19 protein-coding genes are annotated in these 18,468 nt (G+C 38.5%); 14 read left to right on the top strand and 5 right to left on the bottom strand.

What is annotated here, in order from left to right; all coding sequences use genetic code 11:
- Nucleotides 1–45 precede the first annotated feature (45 nt).
- On the top strand, nucleotides 46–1,707 hold the full coding sequence (locus H7254_RS03750) for a peptide MFS transporter (RefSeq protein ID WP_301931711.1): 1,662 nt from the start codon (nucleotides 46–48) through the stop codon (nucleotides 1,705–1,707).
- Between the two features lie 101 nt (nucleotides 1,708–1,808).
- A complete protein-coding gene (locus tag H7254_RS03745; protein ID WP_301931710.1) occupies nucleotides 1,809–3,860 on the top strand; it encodes an OPT family oligopeptide transporter in 2,052 nt (683 codons plus the stop codon).
- Nucleotides 3,861–3,985: 125 nt separating this feature from the next.
- On the opposite strand, the gene H7254_RS03740 is transcribed toward H7254_RS03745, so the two are convergent.
- From H7254_RS03740 to serS, 5 genes are all read right to left on the bottom strand, one after another.
- Nucleotides 3,986–5,179, bottom strand: coding sequence for a DUF1501 domain-containing protein (locus tag H7254_RS03740; protein WP_301931709.1), 1,194 nt, complete (start codon nucleotides 5,177–5,179; stop codon nucleotides 3,986–3,988).
- Nucleotides 5,180–5,283: 104 nt separating this feature from the next.
- A complete protein-coding gene (locus H7254_RS03735) occupies nucleotides 5,284–6,738 on the bottom strand; it encodes a DUF1800 family protein (RefSeq protein ID WP_301931708.1) in 1,455 nt (484 codons plus the stop codon).
- A gap of 248 nt (nucleotides 6,739–6,986) precedes the next feature.
- On the bottom strand, nucleotides 6,987–7,247 hold the full coding sequence (locus tag H7254_RS03730; protein ID WP_301931707.1) for a hypothetical protein: 261 nt from the start codon (nucleotides 7,245–7,247) through the stop codon (nucleotides 6,987–6,989).
- Between the two features lie 155 nt (nucleotides 7,248–7,402).
- On the bottom strand, nucleotides 7,403–7,573 hold the full coding sequence (locus H7254_RS03725) for a hypothetical protein (protein ID WP_301931706.1): 171 nt from the start codon (nucleotides 7,571–7,573) through the stop codon (nucleotides 7,403–7,405).
- Nucleotides 7,574–7,658: 85 nt separating this feature from the next.
- Nucleotides 7,659–8,927 (bottom strand): serine--tRNA ligase, encoded by a 1,269-nt coding sequence (serS, locus tag H7254_RS03720; RefSeq protein ID WP_301931705.1) that lies wholly within the window; start codon nucleotides 8,925–8,927, stop codon nucleotides 7,659–7,661.
- A gap of 264 nt (nucleotides 8,928–9,191) precedes the next feature.
- Between serS and H7254_RS03715 the strand changes: the two genes are divergently transcribed.
- The 12 genes from H7254_RS03715 (at nucleotide 9,192) to H7254_RS03660 (ending at nucleotide 18,421) form a co-directional block, all read left to right on the top strand.
- Nucleotides 9,192–9,602 carry a hypothetical protein gene (locus H7254_RS03715; protein ID WP_301931704.1) on the top strand — a complete coding sequence of 137 codons (411 nt, stop codon included), beginning with the start codon at nucleotides 9,192–9,194 and terminating at the stop codon, nucleotides 9,600–9,602.
- A 44-nt stretch (nucleotides 9,603–9,646) separates the two neighbouring features.
- Nucleotides 9,647–10,360: a peptidylprolyl isomerase gene (locus H7254_RS03710; RefSeq protein WP_301931703.1), complete on the top strand. Its 714-nt coding sequence runs from the start codon at nucleotides 9,647–9,649 to the stop codon at nucleotides 10,358–10,360.
- An 87-nt stretch (nucleotides 10,361–10,447) separates the two neighbouring features.
- Nucleotides 10,448–10,825, top strand: a complete 378-nt coding sequence (gcvH, locus tag H7254_RS03705) for a glycine cleavage system protein GcvH (protein ID WP_301931702.1) — start codon at nucleotides 10,448–10,450, stop codon at nucleotides 10,823–10,825.
- A 62-nt stretch (nucleotides 10,826–10,887) separates the two neighbouring features.
- On the top strand, nucleotides 10,888–11,292 hold the full coding sequence (locus tag H7254_RS03700) for a VanZ family protein (protein WP_301931701.1): 405 nt from the start codon (nucleotides 10,888–10,890) through the stop codon (nucleotides 11,290–11,292).
- 173 nt (nucleotides 11,293–11,465) lie between these two features.
- Nucleotides 11,466–12,233 (top strand): DUF4290 domain-containing protein, encoded by a 768-nt coding sequence (locus tag H7254_RS03695; protein WP_301931700.1) that lies wholly within the window; start codon nucleotides 11,466–11,468, stop codon nucleotides 12,231–12,233.
- A 122-nt stretch (nucleotides 12,234–12,355) separates the two neighbouring features.
- Complete coding sequence (murA, locus tag H7254_RS03690; protein ID WP_301931699.1) at nucleotides 12,356–13,660, top strand: UDP-N-acetylglucosamine 1-carboxyvinyltransferase; 1,305 nt, start codon at nucleotides 12,356–12,358, stop codon at nucleotides 13,658–13,660.
- A gap of 26 nt (nucleotides 13,661–13,686) precedes the next feature.
- Nucleotides 13,687–14,259 (top strand): guanylate kinase, encoded by a 573-nt coding sequence (gene gmk, locus H7254_RS03685; protein WP_301931698.1) that lies wholly within the window; start codon nucleotides 13,687–13,689, stop codon nucleotides 14,257–14,259.
- Between the two features lie 44 nt (nucleotides 14,260–14,303).
- Nucleotides 14,304–15,590: a hemolysin family protein gene (locus H7254_RS03680; RefSeq protein WP_301931697.1), complete on the top strand. Its 1,287-nt coding sequence runs from the start codon at nucleotides 14,304–14,306 to the stop codon at nucleotides 15,588–15,590.
- 213 nt (nucleotides 15,591–15,803) lie between these two features.
- Nucleotides 15,804–16,907 carry a glycosyltransferase gene (locus tag H7254_RS03675; RefSeq protein WP_301931696.1) on the top strand — a complete coding sequence of 368 codons (1,104 nt, stop codon included), beginning with the start codon at nucleotides 15,804–15,806 and terminating at the stop codon, nucleotides 16,905–16,907.
- A 77-nt stretch (nucleotides 16,908–16,984) separates the two neighbouring features.
- Nucleotides 16,985–17,329 (top strand): gliding motility protein GldC, encoded by a 345-nt coding sequence (gene gldC, locus H7254_RS03670; RefSeq protein ID WP_301931695.1) that lies wholly within the window; start codon nucleotides 16,985–16,987, stop codon nucleotides 17,327–17,329.
- A 92-nt stretch (nucleotides 17,330–17,421) separates the two neighbouring features.
- Nucleotides 17,422–17,874 carry a GatB/YqeY domain-containing protein gene (locus tag H7254_RS03665; protein WP_301931694.1) on the top strand — a complete coding sequence of 151 codons (453 nt, stop codon included), beginning with the start codon at nucleotides 17,422–17,424 and terminating at the stop codon, nucleotides 17,872–17,874.
- A gap of 10 nt (nucleotides 17,875–17,884) precedes the next feature.
- Nucleotides 17,885–18,421: a CvpA family protein gene (locus tag H7254_RS03660; RefSeq protein WP_301931693.1), complete on the top strand. Its 537-nt coding sequence runs from the start codon at nucleotides 17,885–17,887 to the stop codon at nucleotides 18,419–18,421.
- The last annotated feature ends 47 nt before the right edge of the window (nucleotides 18,422–18,468 follow it).

Raw genomic sequence — 18,468 nt, 5'->3', positions numbered from 1 at the left:
TGGAGGGATGAACTATATTTATCAGCAGCACCTAAAAAATATACTATGATTGAAAAACCCGTTTCAGCCAAACATCCACGTGGCTTGTACGTATTGTTCTTTACAGAAATGTGGGAAAGATTTGGATTTTATTTAATGATAGGTATTTTGCCTTTGTTTCTGCGGGCTACTGATAAAGGCGGCAGGGGAATGGACAATGCTTTATCCATTGATGTAGTAGGTACTTATGTTGCGTTGGTTTATCTCACACCTTTTTTAGGAGGTCTGCTCGCTGACCGGTATTTAGGATACCGCAAATCAATTTTTATTGGAGGCGGTTTAATGGCGTTGGGATATCTGATACTCGGCATTCCGGGTAGTAACAGCTTATTGTTTGCCGGCCTTGGTTGTGTTATTGTGGGCAATGGTTTTTTTAAACCCAATATCAGTACCCTGCTGGGCAATATTTATAATACAAAAGAATTAAAACCCAAAAAAGACATTGCCTATAATATTTTTTATATGGGGGTAAATATTGGTGCCTTTATCTGCAATTTTGTTGCGGCCTACTTAAGAAATAATTATAACTGGGGCTATGCTTTTATGGCAGCCGGCGTGGGAATGATTATTGCTTTAATTTGGTTTGCGTTTGGCCAGAAATATGTAAAGCAGGGCGATATTATGAATCCGGTTCAAAAGGAAGACATGCCCATGTCGAAAATTGTATTGTATGTTTTTGTGCCTGCGATCATTGCCGGTGCCATTGGCTGGTTTATTCCCGGTAATATTATTGGCTCCGATTCCAACGACGCATTTATTTTTGCCTGCGTTCCTATTATTATCTTTTATTTTAGTATTTGGGCAAGATGTAAAGGCCTGGATAAAAGGCGCATTGGCACATTGCTTACCTTATTTGGAGTAGCCATTATTTTCTGGAATATTTATAACCAGAACTCTACTGCCCTTACCATTTGGGCCGAAACCTACACTAACCGGGAAACGCCACCTGCCGCAGAAAAACTATTAACGCCTTTTGCTTTTTTAGAAAAAGTAAACACCAATCCACATGAAGTTCCTGTAATTGACAATCAGTTTAGAACCAGTTTGGGCACGGATGGAAAGGTAATTACAGGCCTTGGAATAAACCCGTATTTTAAAAATTTACCCAAAGATAAATGGCCACCGCAGGGCCAGGATCTCAAATTGGTGTCAACAGAAATTTACCAATCCATCAACCCGTTCTGGATCATTTTATTAACGCCTGTTATTGTCGGTCTTTTCGGATTTTTAAGGGCAAGAGGCAAAGAGCCTTCCACACCGGAAAAATTTGCCTGGGGAACTTTAATCGCCGGCTTGTCATCGCTTGTAATGGTGTTCGCCTGCCTTTCAACCAATATCTATTTAAACAAAGTTTCTTCAGGATGGATATTTGCCAGCTATGGTGTATTCACTATCAGCGAATTATTTATGAGCCCGGTGGGTTTATCGCTGGTATCAAAAGTAGCACCCAGGCGGTTTACTTCGCTAATGATGGGTGGATGGTTTATTACTACTTCACTGGGGGGGAAAATATCAGGAATTTTAGCCGGCTTCTGGGATCAGTTTGATAATAAAGCTTTTTTCTTTGCAATCAGCGCCGTGGCAGCCATTGTAGCCTGCTTCTTTATATTTCCACTTACGAAAAGATTATCAAAAGTTGTTGATGAAGCTACTGCACAAATTGAATAGGCCGTTAGCTATGATCAAATGATAGAATCATTAAATTTTAATTACTACGTAACCGGTTTTGCAGATGCCGGTTATTTTTTGTAAAAAAAACTGCTGCCATCATGATAGAGAAGAAAATATTTAAACCCTTTGTTAGTGCAGACACCAACATGAAAGAGTTTACTGTAAAGGCATTGGTGATGGGAAGTATTTTTGGAATTTTATTTGGCGCTGCCAATGTTTACCTGGCACTCAATGCAGGGCTTACTGTTTCTGCTTCTATCCCGATAGCTGTGCTGGCAATTACATTGGGCAAAAGGTTATTCAAAACTACCATTCTCGAAAATAATATCATTCAAACAACTGGATCGGCAGGCGAAAGTATTGCATCTGGTGTAGTGTTTACCTTACCGGGCTTCTTATTTTTAACAGCCAAAGACTCCGTTCATTATTTTGATTATGTGATTATTTTGGTATTGGCAATTTTTGGTGGTTTGTTGGGTACACTGATGATGATTCCGCTTCGCCGTTCCTTGATTGTAAAAGAACATGACACCCTTCCTTATCCCGAGGGAACTGCCTGTGCGTCTGTTTTAAAAGCAGGAGAAAAAGGAGGGGCTGTGGCAAAAACTGCTTTTTATGGATTGGGTGTTGCCTTTGTATATGCCATTTTTCAAAGAGGGTTTAAACTCATTTCAGAAACATCTTCGTTTGCCACAAAAGTAACCAATAAAATTTTTCCCTCCGCAACAGTAGCAGCTGATATTACTCCGGAATATTTGGGTGTTGGATATATTATAGGTTTTAGAATTGCCGGCATTTTGGTGGCGGGTGGCATGTTAAGCTGGCTGGTGTTGATTCCTTTATTGTCTTCTCTAATTCCAGACCAGATGATTGCGCTGCAACAGATAAAATTAGGACTGTTGGCAGATATTACAAAAGCCAGTCAGAATTCAGGAAGCTGGAATCCAGTTACCCAAACTTTTGCCAATAAAGCCGATGCCATTTACCGGGCCTATATCCGGCAAATTGGTGCCGGTGCCGTGGCAGCAGGTGGAATGATTACGTTGATAAAAACTATTCCTACCATCATCTCCTCTTTTAAAGAAAGCATTGCATCTGTAAAAAATAAAACGGAAGGAGCCGTTAGCCGGACTGATAAAGACCTCAGTATAAAGATTGTTTTATTTGGCAGTATCGCATTGGTAGTTTTTATGGCTGTATTACCTATTATTCCTGGCAATAACATTTTAAATAAAGCGTTGGTCGGAATTTTGGTGATTATTTTCGGGGCATTTTTTGTTACGGTTTCTTCCAGGATTGTGGGGATTATCGGCTCCTCTAATAATCCTATTTCAGGAATGACAATTGCTACCGTAATGATTACCTGTTTAATTTTTGTTGCCGTAGGCTGGACAGGACAATCTTACGAACCAATGGCACTGGTAGTAGGCGGCATGGTTTGTATTGCCGCAGCTAATGCGGGTGCCACTTCGCAGGATTTAAAAACAGGCTATCTTGTTGGCTCTACCCCAAAATATCAGCAACTGGCACTTTTTGTTGGCGCCATTGTTTCCTCTATCGTTATCGGCATTACTATAAAAGTTTTAGATACGCCTTCCACAGCGATGGCAGCGCAGGGAATTACCCACGCCATCGGCACCAAATATAATGCCCCACAGGCAACATTGATGGCCACTTTAATAAAAGGTATTTTATCTTTTAACCTTGATTGGAATTTTGTATTGGTGGGTGCGGCCCTGGCGTTGGTGATGGAATTGTGTGGTATTAAATCGTTGAATTTTGCCGTAGGTGTTTATCTTCCTTTGTCTACAACCTTACCAATTTTTATTGGAGGAGCCATTCGTGGTTTGGTTGACAAAGTAAAAGCAAAACAGCTTACGCAATTAAAAGACGGAGAAGAAGATTTACAAACAGGCAATTTATTTGCTACCGGTTTGGTAGCAGGTGGATCTTTGATGGGGGTAATATTTGCTTTTTTAAGTGTAAATGAAGCCATTGCCAACAGTATGGAAAAAATAAGTTTACAAAGTTGGCTGATAAAAATATTGAGTGAAAACGGTTATTATTTATTGGGCGCTTTTTTATTTGGACTGATGGGCTGGATGTTATATAAAACAGCTATGAAGAAAGCTGAGATAGAAATGGAATAACAGCTCACTCAACAATTAAATATTGTAAACAGGATTATAAAGAGCAGCACGAAGTTTAAATGTACACGTGTGCGACGCCACTGCAGCTGCACATAGCTGCTGTATTTGCCGGGCCAAAAATTGTTTTATAAAAAATCTAAATACCTGTTCTTTGTGCCAAGAATAAGGGAATCATCTGCGCCAAGCCATTTATTTAAAACAGTGGCATACACATTTTTAAAATCTACGGTGTGTTTTAAATCGCCTTCGTTTAAATCGGCGAGGTCAGGCATGGCATTGAGTATGCCTTTTTGTTTTAAACCACCACTAATAAAAAACATATTATTGGCCGTTCCATGATCGGTTCCGCCACTGGCATTCTGCGTTACCCGCCGGCCAAATTCGCTAAAGGTCATCATCAATACATCCTCAAAAAGGTTGTTCTTTTTCAGGTCGCTTGTAAATGCTTTTACAGCATCATTCAATTCAGTAAATAATCTTTTTTGTTGATTTTCCTGGTTAACATGTGTATCAAAACTTCCCAAAGAAACATAATATACTTTGGTGTTGATATCGCTCATGATCAATGAAGCAATTGTTTTAAGATCTTTACCCAATGCAGTAGCAGGGTAGGTTTCAGCCGTTGGATGTACTTTACTTTGCTGAAAAATATAATCGGCACTGCTGAGTGTTTCACTCATTGTTTTGTAGAGATAGTCTACCGTTTCTTCACCCGTGTGATGGTCTGCACTCAGGTCTTTAAAATATTTTTCGTTGCTGGTGCTGTACAATCTTCGCGGATCTTTAAAAGCCAGTCCGTTGGTATTATTTCCTTTTAATGCAAGGCTTAAAATATCATCAATTTCCAAAGCCTGCGTTGGCTTGTCACAACCCTTACATTGCGCATCTAAGTAACGGCCAATCCAACCCGTGCTTACATATTCATTGCTATTACTGGCGGTTTGCCAAATGTCCATACTTCTAAAATGAGAGCGGTCGGGATTGGGGTAACCTACATTATTTAGTATGCCCAGGCTACCATCGTTGAACAGCTCTTGAAAGCCCGCCAATGCTGGGTTCAACCCTACTTCATCTGTTAGTTGTACAGCATTGGTTTTGGTAATACCCAGCTTAGGTCTTTCCTTGTAGTAGATATCATTGGTAATGGGAATTACAGTATTCAGTCCATCATTGCCACCACTAAACTGTACCACCACCACCACCTTATTACCAGCAGGCACCATCGCTGGCTTTTCAAAAGCTTTTAAAAATTTAGGTAACATTAAAGATGCTGTAGCCAGTGAACCAACCTGTAAAAAATGTCTGCGTTTAATAAGCATAATAAACCCCTCCTTATTTAATCTTTAAAATAATATTTAAACCTGTAAGCATATTCAAATCATCTTGCGCTGTCTTTCCTCCTTCGGGCAGTTGGAGGTTGCCTTCAACACAACTGATACTCCGGTGTGCTCATCAAATTTATTATAGCACTTTTTATAAAGTTTTCCCTGCTTTCATTGTTGAGATATTTTGCTAGTAAAACAGTACTCAGTTTACTGTTGCTTTGCAGAATAGTTTTCGCAATATTATCCTGCAAATTTTCCCGTGGCACTCCTTTAAATATAGCGGCTACCGCTTCCCAATTAACAGTTACCGTACCGGTTTTTGCCGCATAAGCTTTGTTTACCCGGGCGGTTACTTTGTCGTCCATCATTTGACCCATCATAACATCATCATCGCTTTTGGGGCGAATATTGATGGCTTCATCTGTTGTTAAAATTTGTGGAATGCGCAAGCGCAACATTAGTGTGCTGCTATCTATCCAGCTTTTCCCTCCTGGCCATCCTGCCACGTTGGGCGGATAAAAAAGGATCTGTCCAAGTGCCCTTTGAAATAGTAATTGGGCATTATTATTTTGCATGTCCATTGGTAACAACCTGCGGATACCTGCAATCAATTCTACTGGTGATTTTATTTTTGTGCCGATATTTTTTTCTTCATAAAACCAATCGCTGGTAAAAACATCTGTCATCAGTTTTTTGATATCATACCCACTTTCATACAACCGGTTGGCAAGCCACGTAATTTTTACTTCATTTGTTTTTTCATTTACAAAATAGCGGTATATCTTTTTTGTAATAAAGTAAGCCGTTTGTTTTTGTTCCAGTAAAATATTAATAATATCATCACCGTTAAAATTGCCGGCCTTACCTAAAAAAACTTTACTGCCAGTATCATGTTGAAAAGGCCGGAATAAAAATTCACCCTGCTGATTAAAACCCCATCCTGTAAAGGCCCGGGCAGCTTCCTTTACATCATTTTCTGTATAGTTACCGCGGCCCATGGTAAACAGTTCCATTACTTCGCGGGCAAAATTTTCGTTGGGATGTTGCTTTTTGTTTTGCCGGTTGTTTAAAAATTGTAACATGGCCGGGCTTTTACTTACCGATCTTAACATGTCACTGAATTTTCCGAAAGCATTGCTTCTAATTATATCCAGTAATTGTTGCTGATAATAAATATTGACCACCCTGCATGCAAAATGCCCATGCCAGAATAAACTCATCTTTTCCCTCAGCTGTGCCTGGCTGTTGATCATTTCATCCAGCCAGCGAAGGTTTAAGCTTTTAAGATCTTCCCTGGATTGCTTTTGTAAGGCCCGTTTTTCATCTTTTGTAAGTTTTTCCATCTGCGCTACATCCCGCATCCCTGTTACCAAACCATCCGTTAAATTATTCGCTACTTCTATTTTTTCCAGTGGCTTTGCAGAGGTGGTTAACAAAAGTTGCCACAATTGTTTTGAAGTAATATTATCGAGGCTGGCAGCATTTTCAGCCGTTGGGCCAAAACCGGCCCGCCATAAAAGATGTTGATTTTTTAAACGGTTGGATAAAGGCATATGTCTAATTTAAGTCAGTTGCTATTGACTGATTTAATACGTGCTGGTTTAACGCTCCTTTAATATTTTTAGTCTTCTATACTATATTTTAACAGGTTTCAATTAGCTACATTAAATGGTTACTTAAAATAGAACTGGGCTAAACATGTAGCCTACTTTCAATTTTTATTTTTTAGCAATCAACCATCGCATGCCAATCTATATCGGCACAACGCTGCCCAGACTGGAAGAAAAACTAAAATTATTATTTACCCCTTTGTAGTTTGGTACATTCTCCCCTGTTGCTCTGTATTTGTTCTTGTGTAGCCTAAAGTAACGAGATTGTTTAAAGCCATTTCAAGAAAAAGGCATTTAGTTATTTGATAAGATACGCCAGGGTAAATCATCGCACTAATAGAGTAACCTTTTACTGTGTGAAAATAATCCGGGATACCATTGTTTAAATCTTTCCTGTAATTTGACTGTCCGCCCAGGCTGGCATCCGCAAAAACAAAGAAGGCTTTCGCCAACGGCAGGTATTTGCGCACATAGATTGATGCGCCAATATTTTTTACATTATTATGAATAAGTGGCGGGTTTTGATTGTAATCATAATTGTAAGAAGAAAAAACAAGCCGGACTCCTAAAACGACATTATCCCTTACAACGCAAGCAAAAGACGGGCTTAAATTAAAAGAAGAATATTTTGGGTAGAAGGAGTGGTCGCTCGGATTATTTGATTTATAGTCAGATGAGAAAAGCCTACATCTCCACCCAAAAAATGCGAACCTTTTGAAATTTGTGCAGCAGCACTGATGCCGGCAAAAAAAGTAATAGCAAGTAAAAAAATTTTCATAGAGCAAGCTTAGATTATTATAAAGTATACGCAACTATTGAGCCACCCGTGGGCTCATTCGCTGCAATATATCTGTTAAATAAAATCAAATAAGGGGGGCGCCGAAATATGAGTGCAAAACTTTAGGGAGGTTAATACCAGTTTCGGTTTGATTATTTTCCAGCAGGCATGCAACGACCCTCGGCAGTGCCAATGAAGAGCCATTTAAAGAATGTAACAGTTGTATTTTCCCGTCCGCATTTTTATAGCGTATCTTCATCCGGTTGGTTTGATATGTTTCAAAATTGCTTACAGAACTCACCTCAAGCCATTTTTGTTGGGCTGCACTAAACACTTCAAAATCGTAGGTGAGGGCGCTGGTAAAGCTCATGTCACCACCGCATAAACGCAGTATCCTGTATGGTAACTGAAGATGATTTAACAGCCTTTCTACATGGGTTACCATCGCTTCCAGCACATCGTAACTTGTATCAGGATGCACCAGTTGTATAATTTCTACTTTATCAAATTGGTGAACCCTGTTTAAACCACGTACATCACTGCCAAAACTACCAGCTTCTCTTCTAAAGCAGGGAGTGTACGCCGTCATTTTAATGGGTAGCTCTGTTTCCTTTACTATCTCATCCCGGTAAATATTTGTTACGGGTACTTCGGCGGTTGGTATTAAATATAAACCATCTGCTGTTGCATGATACATCTGGCCCTCTTTATCGGGCAACTGGCCGGTACCATACGCACTGGCTTCATTTACCATCAATGGTGGTAAATATTCTGTGTAACCCGCAGCAGTATTATAATCTAAAAAATATTGTATTAATGCCCGTTGCAGTTTAGCTCCTTTGCCTTTGTACAATGGAAATCCACTGCCGGTTATTTTGGTTCCTGTTTCAAAATCAACCAGATCGTATTTTTTTATTAAATCCCAATGTGGCAAAGCATTTTCAGGCAATGAAGGTTTTATGCCACCTTCTTTTACCACTTCATTTTCTTCCGGGCTTTTACCTTTTGGAACAGATGTATGCGGCAGATTGGGAAATTTAATCATGGAATCATGCAGTTCTCTTTCAGCAATATTTAGCTGATCATTTAATTGCTGCAGGGTAGATTTATGCTGTATAACCTCCTGTTTTTTTTGTTCGGCAGCTTCCTTTTCACCTTTGCCCATCAGCAACCCGATGGCTTTACTGGCCGCATTTAAATCGGCTTGTAAAGTTTCACTTTCAACTTTAAGTTTACGTACCTGCTCATCTATTTTCACTACTTTATCCACCAACAATAAATCGTCAAAGTGCTTTACACTTAACCGCTCTTTTACCAGGTCTGTATTTTGACGAATAAAACTAATCTGTAACATTTTAAATAAATTTTTTCCAAAGATAGAACACAGAGAACGCTGATGAAGCAGATTTTCACACATTTTGATTTTGCTGTTTCAAATAATTAATTGAAAGCTGTTTCAAATTATTTGTTCTCTATCATTAAAAATCTATCCATTGCTTTTTTTCTTATCTATATAAATTTATAATTACTATGTAATATTTTTTATTAGTTATTAAAAATCTGTCATTGGTATCCTCCTTCTTTTACAGCTGTTTTAGCCCACCTAGCTTCATCCGAAATGAAACTTTCAGGCTGGCGTGTTCCATCTTCCTTATTAAATTATCTTTGCCAGATGGACCATGCAAAAGAAGATTTACAGGTTAGGTGGCTAAAGCTTCGCATTAAACTAAAGGAAAAATTTGGCATTAAGCCAGATATGGATGGCATATTGTTTTTGATTGGTGTACAGGAACTGGGTACCGCCAAACAGGTGTACACCAAAGAACAAAAGCAAGACCTGATGCACATTGCGGTTTGCACCTTATTGTCACAAAGCGGTTATTATGTTATGGAGGGATTGGATGAAGAAGGTTGGCCGCACTTTAAACAATTAAAGCCTTTGCCGGAATTCAATATGTACGAGCAGGAGAATTTTTTAAAAGACCATGTTTTGCTTTACTTTGGGCAGATTTTTAAAAAAGAAGATTAAGAATGCAACCATTTTTTAAGTTTATTTTGCCATTAATCTTGTGTATGCCTGTTTATTTATTGCAGGCACAAGGAATTAAAAAACCTGTAAAAAAGCTACCGGTTCATACAATAATAAGTAATGTTGTTGTAAAAGAAAGTGTGGCTGACACAGAAAAAATAACAGCTCCTGTACGCATTAAAATCACTACCAGCCTGGGCGAGATTATAGTAAGGTTATCAGACAAAACTCCTAAGCACCGGGATAATTTTGTAAAATTGGTGAATGCCCATTTTTACGACAGCTTACTTTTTCACCGCATCGTTAGTGGTTTTATGATACAGGGTGGCGACCCCAACAGTAAAAATGCTGCACCAGGAATTTTGCTCGGTAATGGAGATGTTGGCTATAAAATACCTGCTGAATTCGACTCTACCCTTTACCACAAAAAGGGTGCATTGGCTGCCGCAAGAGACAATAACCCACAAAAAGCCAGCAGCGGTTGCCAGTTTTATATTGTGCAGGGAAAGAAATACAGTAACACTGAACTGGATATGATTGAAGCAGAGAAGGGCATTTATTTTTCTCCTTCAAAACGCATGACCTACGCAATGAACGGCGGTACCCCTAAGTTAGATATGAACTATACCGTTTTTGGAGAGGTAGAAACCGGTATGGAAATAGTGGATGAAATTGCCCTATCGCAAACAGATAACAATAACCGGCCCCTAACTAATATCAGTATGAAAATGGAAGTGATGAAAGAAGATGAAAAATAAGTTAATTTGCGGCTGAAAGCAAAAAACTGAAAGTATCAGTTTAAAATATCAGACATCAGTAAATTTTTTACACCTAAATTATACATCATGAATGTTCCTTCAAATCTCCGGTATACAAAAGACCATGAGTGGATTGCTTTAGACAATAATATCGCCACCATTGGTATTACAGATTTTGCACAGGGCGAATTGGGTGATATTGTGTACGTGGATATTGCAACAAAAGGAAAAACCCTTGCAGCAGAAGAAATATTTGGCACTGTAGAAGCCGTTAAAACCGTCAGTGACCTTTTTTTACCGGTTTCCGGAATAATTATTGAAATCAATCCTGCGCTGGAAGCCCAGCCTGAACTGGTTAATACTGATCCTTATGGCGAAGGCTGGATGATTAAAATGACTGTTGATAATGTGAGCGATGTGGCAGCACTAATGAGTGCAGAAAATTATACATCTCTGGTAGGGTAATTTTAAAGTTTGGATTTTATTTATCCATATATTATTTAAATTCAGTAATTTTTTTGTAATTAATGCAAGCAGAAAATAAAGTTTCGGTTAAAAAATTTATTCCGGGTATCATTTGGCTGGGCGTGGTATTAACACTTGTTATGATACCCGGAAAAGAATTACCTGAGTCAGAATTTTTATTTAAGATCAACTTCGACAAATTTGTGCATGTAGGTATCTTTGGTTTGCTCGCTGTTTTATTTTGCTGGCCATTTTACAAAACCAACATTGACAGCAAAAAAAAGATCCGCTATTTTATCATCATCGCTTTACTAACAAGTGTATTCGGCTATTGCACCGAACTGATGCAGAAATACTGGGCAGAAGGAAGAACGTATGATTTAATGGACTGGCTGGCCGATAGCACCGGCGCATTGGGAGCTTTTGTTTTTTGCAGGATGTTTTTTATCAGTAAAAAACAGCCATAACAGCTATTTAACTATTGTAAGATAGAAATTAATCATTCTTTAAGTTTACCCCCATTTCTTACTTCAGAGCCTTTTATTTTAAGGCAGGTAATTTTTTTTGCCCACAATATTTTTATGATAAGAAAAACATTCATTAATTGCTGCATGCAGCAGTTTTTAGTACATTTGCCTATATGATGAACGTAGAGAACATGGAATACAATACCACACGTAGTTATTTAACGATGCGGGAGTATGGCCGACATATACAAAAAATGGTTGATTATGTGCTGACCATTGAGGACAAGGAAAAGCGTCAGCGCAATGCTATGAGCCTTATTGAACTGATGGGATTTTTAAACCCGCATTTAAAAAATGTGGAAGATTTCCGTCATAAATTATGGGATCATTTATTTTTGATCAGTGATTTTAAATTAGAGGTGGATAGTCCTTACCCGATCCCCACCAGGGAAACATTAAAGGCGAAACCAGAGCCATTACCTTATCCAAAAAGATACCCTAAGTTTAACCACCTGGGTAAAAATATTGAAATAGTTATCAATAAGGCTTTGAAAGAAGAAAATCCGGAAAAACGCCAGGGTTTTGCCAATGCAATTGCCTACTACATGAAGCTTACTTACAGTAACTGGCATAAAGAACTGGTGCATGATGATAACATACAGACCGAACTGCAAAGCATGACAGATGGTCAACTGGAGTTTAATAATCGCCCGTTTGTGAAACACCGGGTAGATAACAGGACGGATGATTATCCGGCCCGTGGTGCCAGCAATGGATACCGCAAAAATTTTAGTGCCAGAAATAATAACACCAACGCAGGAAGAGATAATAGGGGGGGAAATACCGGAGGTGGAAATAGAGCTGGTAGCGGTGGTAATAACAGGCCAGGTGGTGGAGACAACAGGAATAATAACACCCGGAATTTTAAAAAAAGATTTTAGAAAGAATTACCTGGTTCAGGCGCAAATAAAAAACCCTGGTTCAATATTTGAATCGGGGTTTTTTATTTAAAATTGTTACTTTCATTTTTAGAATTTTTCATTTTCATTGTAGCATATATTTTATGAGTTCATTTGAAGTAACGGGCGGCAAAAAACTTTTCGGCGAAATAACTCCGCAAGGCGCCAAAAACGAAGCATTGCAAATTATTTCAGCGGTATTACTTACAGCAGAAAAAGTAACCATCAATAATCTTCCCGACATAATTGATGTAAACCTGTTGATAGAATTACTGGGCGAAATGAAAGTAAAAATTAACAGGGTAAGCAGGGATACCTGTATTTTTCAGGCAGATGATGTGGATGTGGATTACTTAAACAGTGATGCTTACCACAAAAAAAGCGGCAAGCTAAGAGGCTCTGTAATGCTTGCGGGGCCTATGCTGGCACGTTTTAAGAAAGCGTATATTCCAAAACCAGGTGGTGATAAAATTGGCAGAAGAAGACTGGATACCCATATCATTGGATTTGAAAAACTGGGTGCTGGTTGTGAATACAATCCCGATGGCTTTTTTTATTTGGCGGCCGGTAAATTAACAGGCGCCCACATCGTATTGGATGAACCAAGTGTAACCGGTACCGCCAATATTTTAATGGCCGCGGTAATGGCAAAGGGTATTACCACTATTTACAATGCAGCCTGCGAGCCGTACCTTCAGCAACTGTGCAAAATGCTGAACCGCATGGGTGCCCGCATCAGCGGCATTGCAAGCAACATGCTCACCATTGAAGGTGTAGATGAATTAGGAGGCACCGAACACCGCCTGTTGCCTGATATGATTGAGGTAGGCAGTTTTATTGGTCTTGCTGCCATGACGCAGGGCGACATTACCATTAAAAATGCAGGGCTGGAATATTTGGGTGTAATCCCTGAAAGATTTCAGCAACTCGGCATACATATGGAATTTATTGGGGATGACATTCATATCCCATCGCAGGAATTATATGAGATTCAGAAATACATGGATGGGGGCATTTTAACTATTTACGATCATCCCTGGCCGGGCTTTACACCCGATCTGTTGAGCATCGTTCTGGTAATTGCCACGCAGGCCAAAGGCAGTGTGCTCATTCACCAGAAGATGTTTGAAAGCCGTTTGTTTTTTGTTGATAAATTGATTGATATGGGGGCACAGATAATTTTATGCGATCCTCATCGTGCTGTGGTAGTAGGGCTTGAAAGAGAACAACAACTGCGGGGTATTACAATGAGTAGTCCGGATATCAGGGCTGGCGTGGCTTTGCTAATTGCGGCGTTAAGTGCTCAGGGCAAAAGCGTGATACAAAATATTGAACAGATAGACCGGGGATATCAAAATATTGATTTGCGGCTGCAGGCGTTGGGTGCCGGTATAAAAAGAATTGATTAGTCTGTACAGTTTTCTTTTCTTTGCAAATGGCCATCCCCAATAAAATCATCATCATTACAGCCCCATCGGGCGCAGGTAAAACATCTGTAACGCTTCATTTAATGCGTACCTTTCCGCAACTGGCTTTTTCTGTTTCAGCCGCCACCAGGCAGCCAAGAGGCACAGAAAAAAATGGGGTAGATTATCATTTTATAAGCATGGAAGCTTTTAAACAAAAAATTCAGCAAAACGAATTTGCTGAATGGGAAATGGTGTACGAAGGAAAATATTATGGCACGTTAAATAGCGAACTTCAACGCATTTGGGATGCCGGAAAAATCCCCATACTGGACATTGATGTAAAAGGCGCCATACATGTCAAACTGCAATATCCAAATTCTTCACTCAGCTTATTTATTGTTCCTCCATCGGTAGCCGCATTAAAATCCCGTTTGGAAAGCCGTGGTACAGAAACGGCAGAATCGCTGGCTGCAAGGGTTAACAAAGCAGCATACGAAATTTCTTTTAAAGACCAGTTTGATGAACAAATTGTGAATGATACGCTGGAGCATGCCTGTAGCGACGCAGAGCGCATTATACGGGCATTCATCAACAGTTAAATTGATTTTTCTTTTAAATCAATGTTTGTTATTATTTTTACTTTATGGATTGGATTGCACTTATAGCCATTATTATTTCTTTACTCCTGATTGGGTTTTTTTCGGGGATAGAAATTGCGTTTGTATCTGCCAACAAGCTTTCGATGGAGTTACGAAAAAAGCAGGGTACTTACAGCGGAAGGGTTTGGGGCGAATTTGCTGATAAACCTGCCCGGTTTATTGGTACAACGCTGGTAGGCGTAAACCTGGTGCTGGTGGTGTATGGCTTGCTGGTAGGTGAGTTTTTATATCCCCTGTGGCACTATATTGAATTGAAATTACCTTTATCCCTGGCAGATTATGTGAAATACATCAAGCTTTTGGTAGAAATAATTTTATCTACCCTTATTGTACTGTTCATCGAATTTGTTTTTAAAGCATTTTTCAGGGCAACCAACGAAAGCATTTTAAGCAATGGTTTTATAGCCTGGATTGTACAATTTTTTTATGCTGCTTTTTCTGCCACTTCTACCTTTTTTGTAAATATAGCCGAGTGGATATTGAGGTATATTTTTAATGTAAGGCTAAATGAGAAAAAAGAAGTGTTTACCAAGATTGACCTGGAACATTTTATGCAGCAAAGCAAACATCATGATGAAGAAGATACCAGCGATATCAATAAAGAATTATTTGAAAATGCGCTATCGCTGAGCGAAATTAAAATAAGGGAATGCCTGATACCCCGCAAAGAAATTGAAGGGGTAGATATTACTACCAATATTGAAGTGGTAAAAAATACATTCATCGAAACAAAGCTAAGCAAGCTGGTGGTGTATGACGAAAATATTGATAACATAGTGGGTTACGTTCACCAGTTAGACCTTTTTAAAAATCCGTTGGATATTCAATCTATATTGTTGCCCATTCCGGCAATTCCTGAAAGCATGAGCGCTACAGACCTGATGAATAAATTTAGTAAGGAAAGAAAAAGTATTGCCTGGGTGGTGGATGAATTTGGGGGTACTGCGGGCATTGTAACCATGGAAGATTTACTCGAAGAGATTTTTGGCGATATCCGTGATGAACATGATACTGAAGAATTTGTAGAAAAACAATTGGCCGCTAACGAATTTATTTTTAGCGGAAGGCTGGAACTGGATTACATAACCGAAAAATATGAGCTTAATTTTCCGGATAGCGAAGACACAGAAACCCTGAGTGGTTTTATCATTCATAACCGCAATGAAATACCCAAACAAAAAGAAACCTTCACCATAGGGAATTACCAGTTTGACATTTTAAACGTAAGCGATACCCGGATTGAAACGGTGAAATTGAGGGTGTTGAAATAACGAAGATCAGCAATCTTTTTAGAAAGGTATTGTCCTGTTTTGCAGCTTCTCCAATGTACTAGCGTAATATCAAAAAGCATGGGACGGAGTACAGCCTATTGTATTTTTTCATTTTGTGCGCAATAAATTAATAGTTTTTTGTCAACCTCTTTCTGCACAGCATAAAGGCTTGTACATTAGCAGGATCCGATTGACACCCCTATTTTTGCAGTAATGAACATAGTAATCAATATTAACTCATTGCCGAAAATGGGGCAGTATGATGACAGGTTTTTTTTGAAGGATTGTATTCAACAATTGATCATCAGTCATCCACAACATAATTTTTTTATAATTTCTGCTGATAAAAATGAGCCGCTGGCATCTTTAAAAAATTCCAGTATAGTAAAATCAAATTCCTATGGTGATAATGTTAGAATGGCACTATGGTATGCCTGCAGGTTACCCCGAATTCTAAAAAATACAGAGGCTGCTATTTTTATAAATATGGCTGCCATTTGTTCTTTAAAAACCACGGTGCCACAATGTTTGATATTGCAGGAATCTCCAACGGTTGCCAGCTCCACCGTATTTTTAAAAAAAACGGAAGTGTATTTAAAAAAGGCAATAACCATTATTGCCTCAAGTGAGTTTTTAAAAAATGACATTTGCAAAAATTTTAAAATTACTGAAGATAAAGTACAGGTAATTTATAACGGAACCATCAATAATTTTTTACCTATTGGACAGCCGGAAAAAGAAGGCACCAAAGAAAAATATGCAGACGGAAAAGAATATTTTTTATTTGCAGGAGAATTAAACAAGGACAATAATTTAGTGAATTTATTAAAGGCTTTTTCCTTTTTTAAGAAAAGGCAAAAGAGCAATATGCAATTGCTGATTGTAGCAAACAATTATTTACCTGGTAGTCTTTTTGAAAAAAGTTTGCAATCATACAAGTATAGGAACGAGGTAAAATTATTACCAAACCTTCCTGAAGATGAACTTGTAAAAATTATTGCTGCCGCTTATGTGTCTGTATATGCGACATTTAAAACCGCTTCTTATCGTTCTGTAGTACAAGCCATGCAATGTGGCGTACCTGTAATTGTAAGCAATACCCTTTTAATGAATGAAATTTGTAAGGATGTTGCTTTATTTACCGATCCTGCCGTTTTTAAAAATATCGCTGATAAGATGATGCTGGCTTTTAAAGACGAAACTTTACGAAATGATTTGGTTGCTAAAGGCAAACTACGGGCAGCCAGTTTTAATGTTTCTGCAGCCAACGATTTACTATGGCAATGCATTGAAAAAAATGCCGCTAAAAACGATTAAACACAAACGCTTTATCTTTGTCTGCATAAATTAATCACTATAAAAAAGCAATCTGGAAAACAGGTAATAATAATTGTATGAACCAGTCTACTATAAAAATTGATGTGCTGTTAGACCCCAATAAAATTCCGGAGCAAATAAGCTGGGTTGCCAGCGATAGCAATGCAGATATGGCCCAAAAAGCAAAAGCAATGTGCATTGCTTTTTGGGATGGTGCAGATAAAACTGCACTGCGCATTGACCTTTGGACAAAAGATATGATGATGGATGAGATGGCTGATTTTTATTACCAGATGCTAATGACAATGGCAGACACTTTTAAAAGAGCTACCCAACAGCAGGAACTGAGCGATGATATGAAAAAATTTGCCAAAGAGTTTTTTGATAAATTCAAAGCAATGCAATTGAAAGAACAACAATAAATTTACAGCAGCGGATTTACTAATGTGCTAATAAAGAAATAATTCTTTAACGAAAAAAAAGTCCTGTACTGTTTGTGCATGGCATTATACCAATGAGTCTTGAACAACAAATAATGACAGAAATGAAAGATGCCATGAAATCGAAAAACGAAGGTGTTTTACGAAGCCTTCGTGCAATAAAAGCAGAGATCATCAAAGCAAAAACAGAGCCGGGGGCCGGAGGCGAGATTGATGCGGCAACCGAACAAAAATTTTTACAAAAAATGATGAAACAACGCAAAGATTCACTGGAAATTTTTGAAAATCAGGGGCGTGAAGATTTAGCGGTAAAAGAAAGAGAGGAGTTACAAGTGATTGAAAGATTTTTACCCAAGCAAATGAGCGAAAGTGAAATAAAAGAAGCTGTAGCAGCCATCATAATCCAAATGGGTGCAGCTTCACCGGCAGATATGGGCAAGGTAATGGGTGTAGCCAGTAAACAATTGGCAGGCCTTGCAGATGGAAAAACAATCAGTACCATTGTAAAAGATTTGTTGAGCAAATAAAAAATTCTTGTTGATAGATATCATTTTTGTCATATTGATTTTAATAGCCATTATTAAAGGTTATCAAAAAGGATTCATTATAGCCGTCTTTTCGATCATCGCATTTATACTTGGCCTTGCAGCAGCACTAAAATTATCTGCGGCAGTGTCGGTTTATCTGCAAAACCACGTAACTGTTTCTGCCAGTTGGTTACCATTTATATCTTTTGCGATCGTTTTTTTGATAGTAGTTGTATTGGTTAATCTCGGTGGTAAGTTAATTGAAAAAACTTTTGAGATTGCATTGCTTGGCTGGCTTAACCGCATTGTGGGCATTGTACTGTACGTTATGTTGTACCTGATTATTTTCAGTGTGTTTTTGTTTTATGCACAAAAAATACATTTGTTTAATGAGGCTGCTGTTGAATCATCTAAAGTATATCCTTTTGTAAAACCCTGGGGGCCTGTTGTTATAGATGGGTTTGGTAAAATTATACCGGTTTTTAAAGATATGTTTACACAACTGGAAGGATATTTTGACAGTCTCTCTTCCAAAATTGTTCATTAATTTCAGGCATTATTTTATTTACTGTAATTTTAACCCTAATCACTATT

The sequence above is a fragment of the Ferruginibacter sp. genome (assembly GCF_014377975.1).
In the GTDB taxonomy this organism is placed as follows: domain Bacteria; phylum Bacteroidota; class Bacteroidia; order Chitinophagales; family Chitinophagaceae; genus Ferruginibacter.
The sequence above is the reverse complement of the archived record's forward strand: the minus strand, read 5'-3'. Positions and strand labels throughout refer to the sequence as shown.

Bases quoted from the DNA above. Each gene is read 5' to 3' on its own strand.
- H7254_RS03750 (WP_301931711.1), top strand. From the start codon at position 46: ATGATTGAAAAACCCGTTTCAGCCAAACATCCACGTGGCTTGTACGTA.
- H7254_RS03745 (WP_301931710.1), top strand. From the start codon at position 1,809: ATGATAGAGAAGAAAATATTTAAACCCTTTGTTAGTGCAGACACCAAC.
- H7254_RS03740 (WP_301931709.1), bottom strand. From the start codon at position 5,179: ATGCTTATTAAACGCAGACATTTTTTACAGGTTGGTTCACTGGCTACA.
- H7254_RS03735 (WP_301931708.1), bottom strand. From the start codon at position 6,738: ATGCCTTTATCCAACCGTTTAAAAAATCAACATCTTTTATGGCGGGCC.
- H7254_RS03725 (WP_301931706.1), bottom strand. From the start codon at position 7,573: ATGAAAATTTTTTTACTTGCTATTACTTTTTTTGCCGGCATCAGTGCT.
- serS (WP_301931705.1), bottom strand. From the start codon at position 8,927: ATGTTACAGATTAGTTTTATTCGTCAAAATACAGACCTGGTAAAAGAG.
- H7254_RS03715 (WP_301931704.1), top strand. From the start codon at position 9,192: ATGAAACTTTCAGGCTGGCGTGTTCCATCTTCCTTATTAAATTATCTT.
- H7254_RS03710 (WP_301931703.1), top strand. From the start codon at position 9,647: ATGCCTGTTTATTTATTGCAGGCACAAGGAATTAAAAAACCTGTAAAA.
- gcvH (WP_301931702.1), top strand. From the start codon at position 10,448: ATGAATGTTCCTTCAAATCTCCGGTATACAAAAGACCATGAGTGGATT.
- H7254_RS03700 (WP_301931701.1), top strand. From the start codon at position 10,888: ATGCAAGCAGAAAATAAAGTTTCGGTTAAAAAATTTATTCCGGGTATC.
- H7254_RS03695 (WP_301931700.1), top strand. From the start codon at position 11,466: ATGATGAACGTAGAGAACATGGAATACAATACCACACGTAGTTATTTA.
- murA (WP_301931699.1), top strand. From the start codon at position 12,356: ATGAGTTCATTTGAAGTAACGGGCGGCAAAAAACTTTTCGGCGAAATA.
- gmk (WP_301931698.1), top strand. From the start codon at position 13,687: ATGGCCATCCCCAATAAAATCATCATCATTACAGCCCCATCGGGCGCA.
- H7254_RS03680 (WP_301931697.1), top strand. From the start codon at position 14,304: ATGGATTGGATTGCACTTATAGCCATTATTATTTCTTTACTCCTGATT.
- H7254_RS03675 (WP_301931696.1), top strand. From the start codon at position 15,804: ATGAACATAGTAATCAATATTAACTCATTGCCGAAAATGGGGCAGTAT.
- gldC (WP_301931695.1), top strand. From the start codon at position 16,985: ATGAACCAGTCTACTATAAAAATTGATGTGCTGTTAGACCCCAATAAA.
- H7254_RS03665 (WP_301931694.1), top strand. From the start codon at position 17,422: ATGAGTCTTGAACAACAAATAATGACAGAAATGAAAGATGCCATGAAA.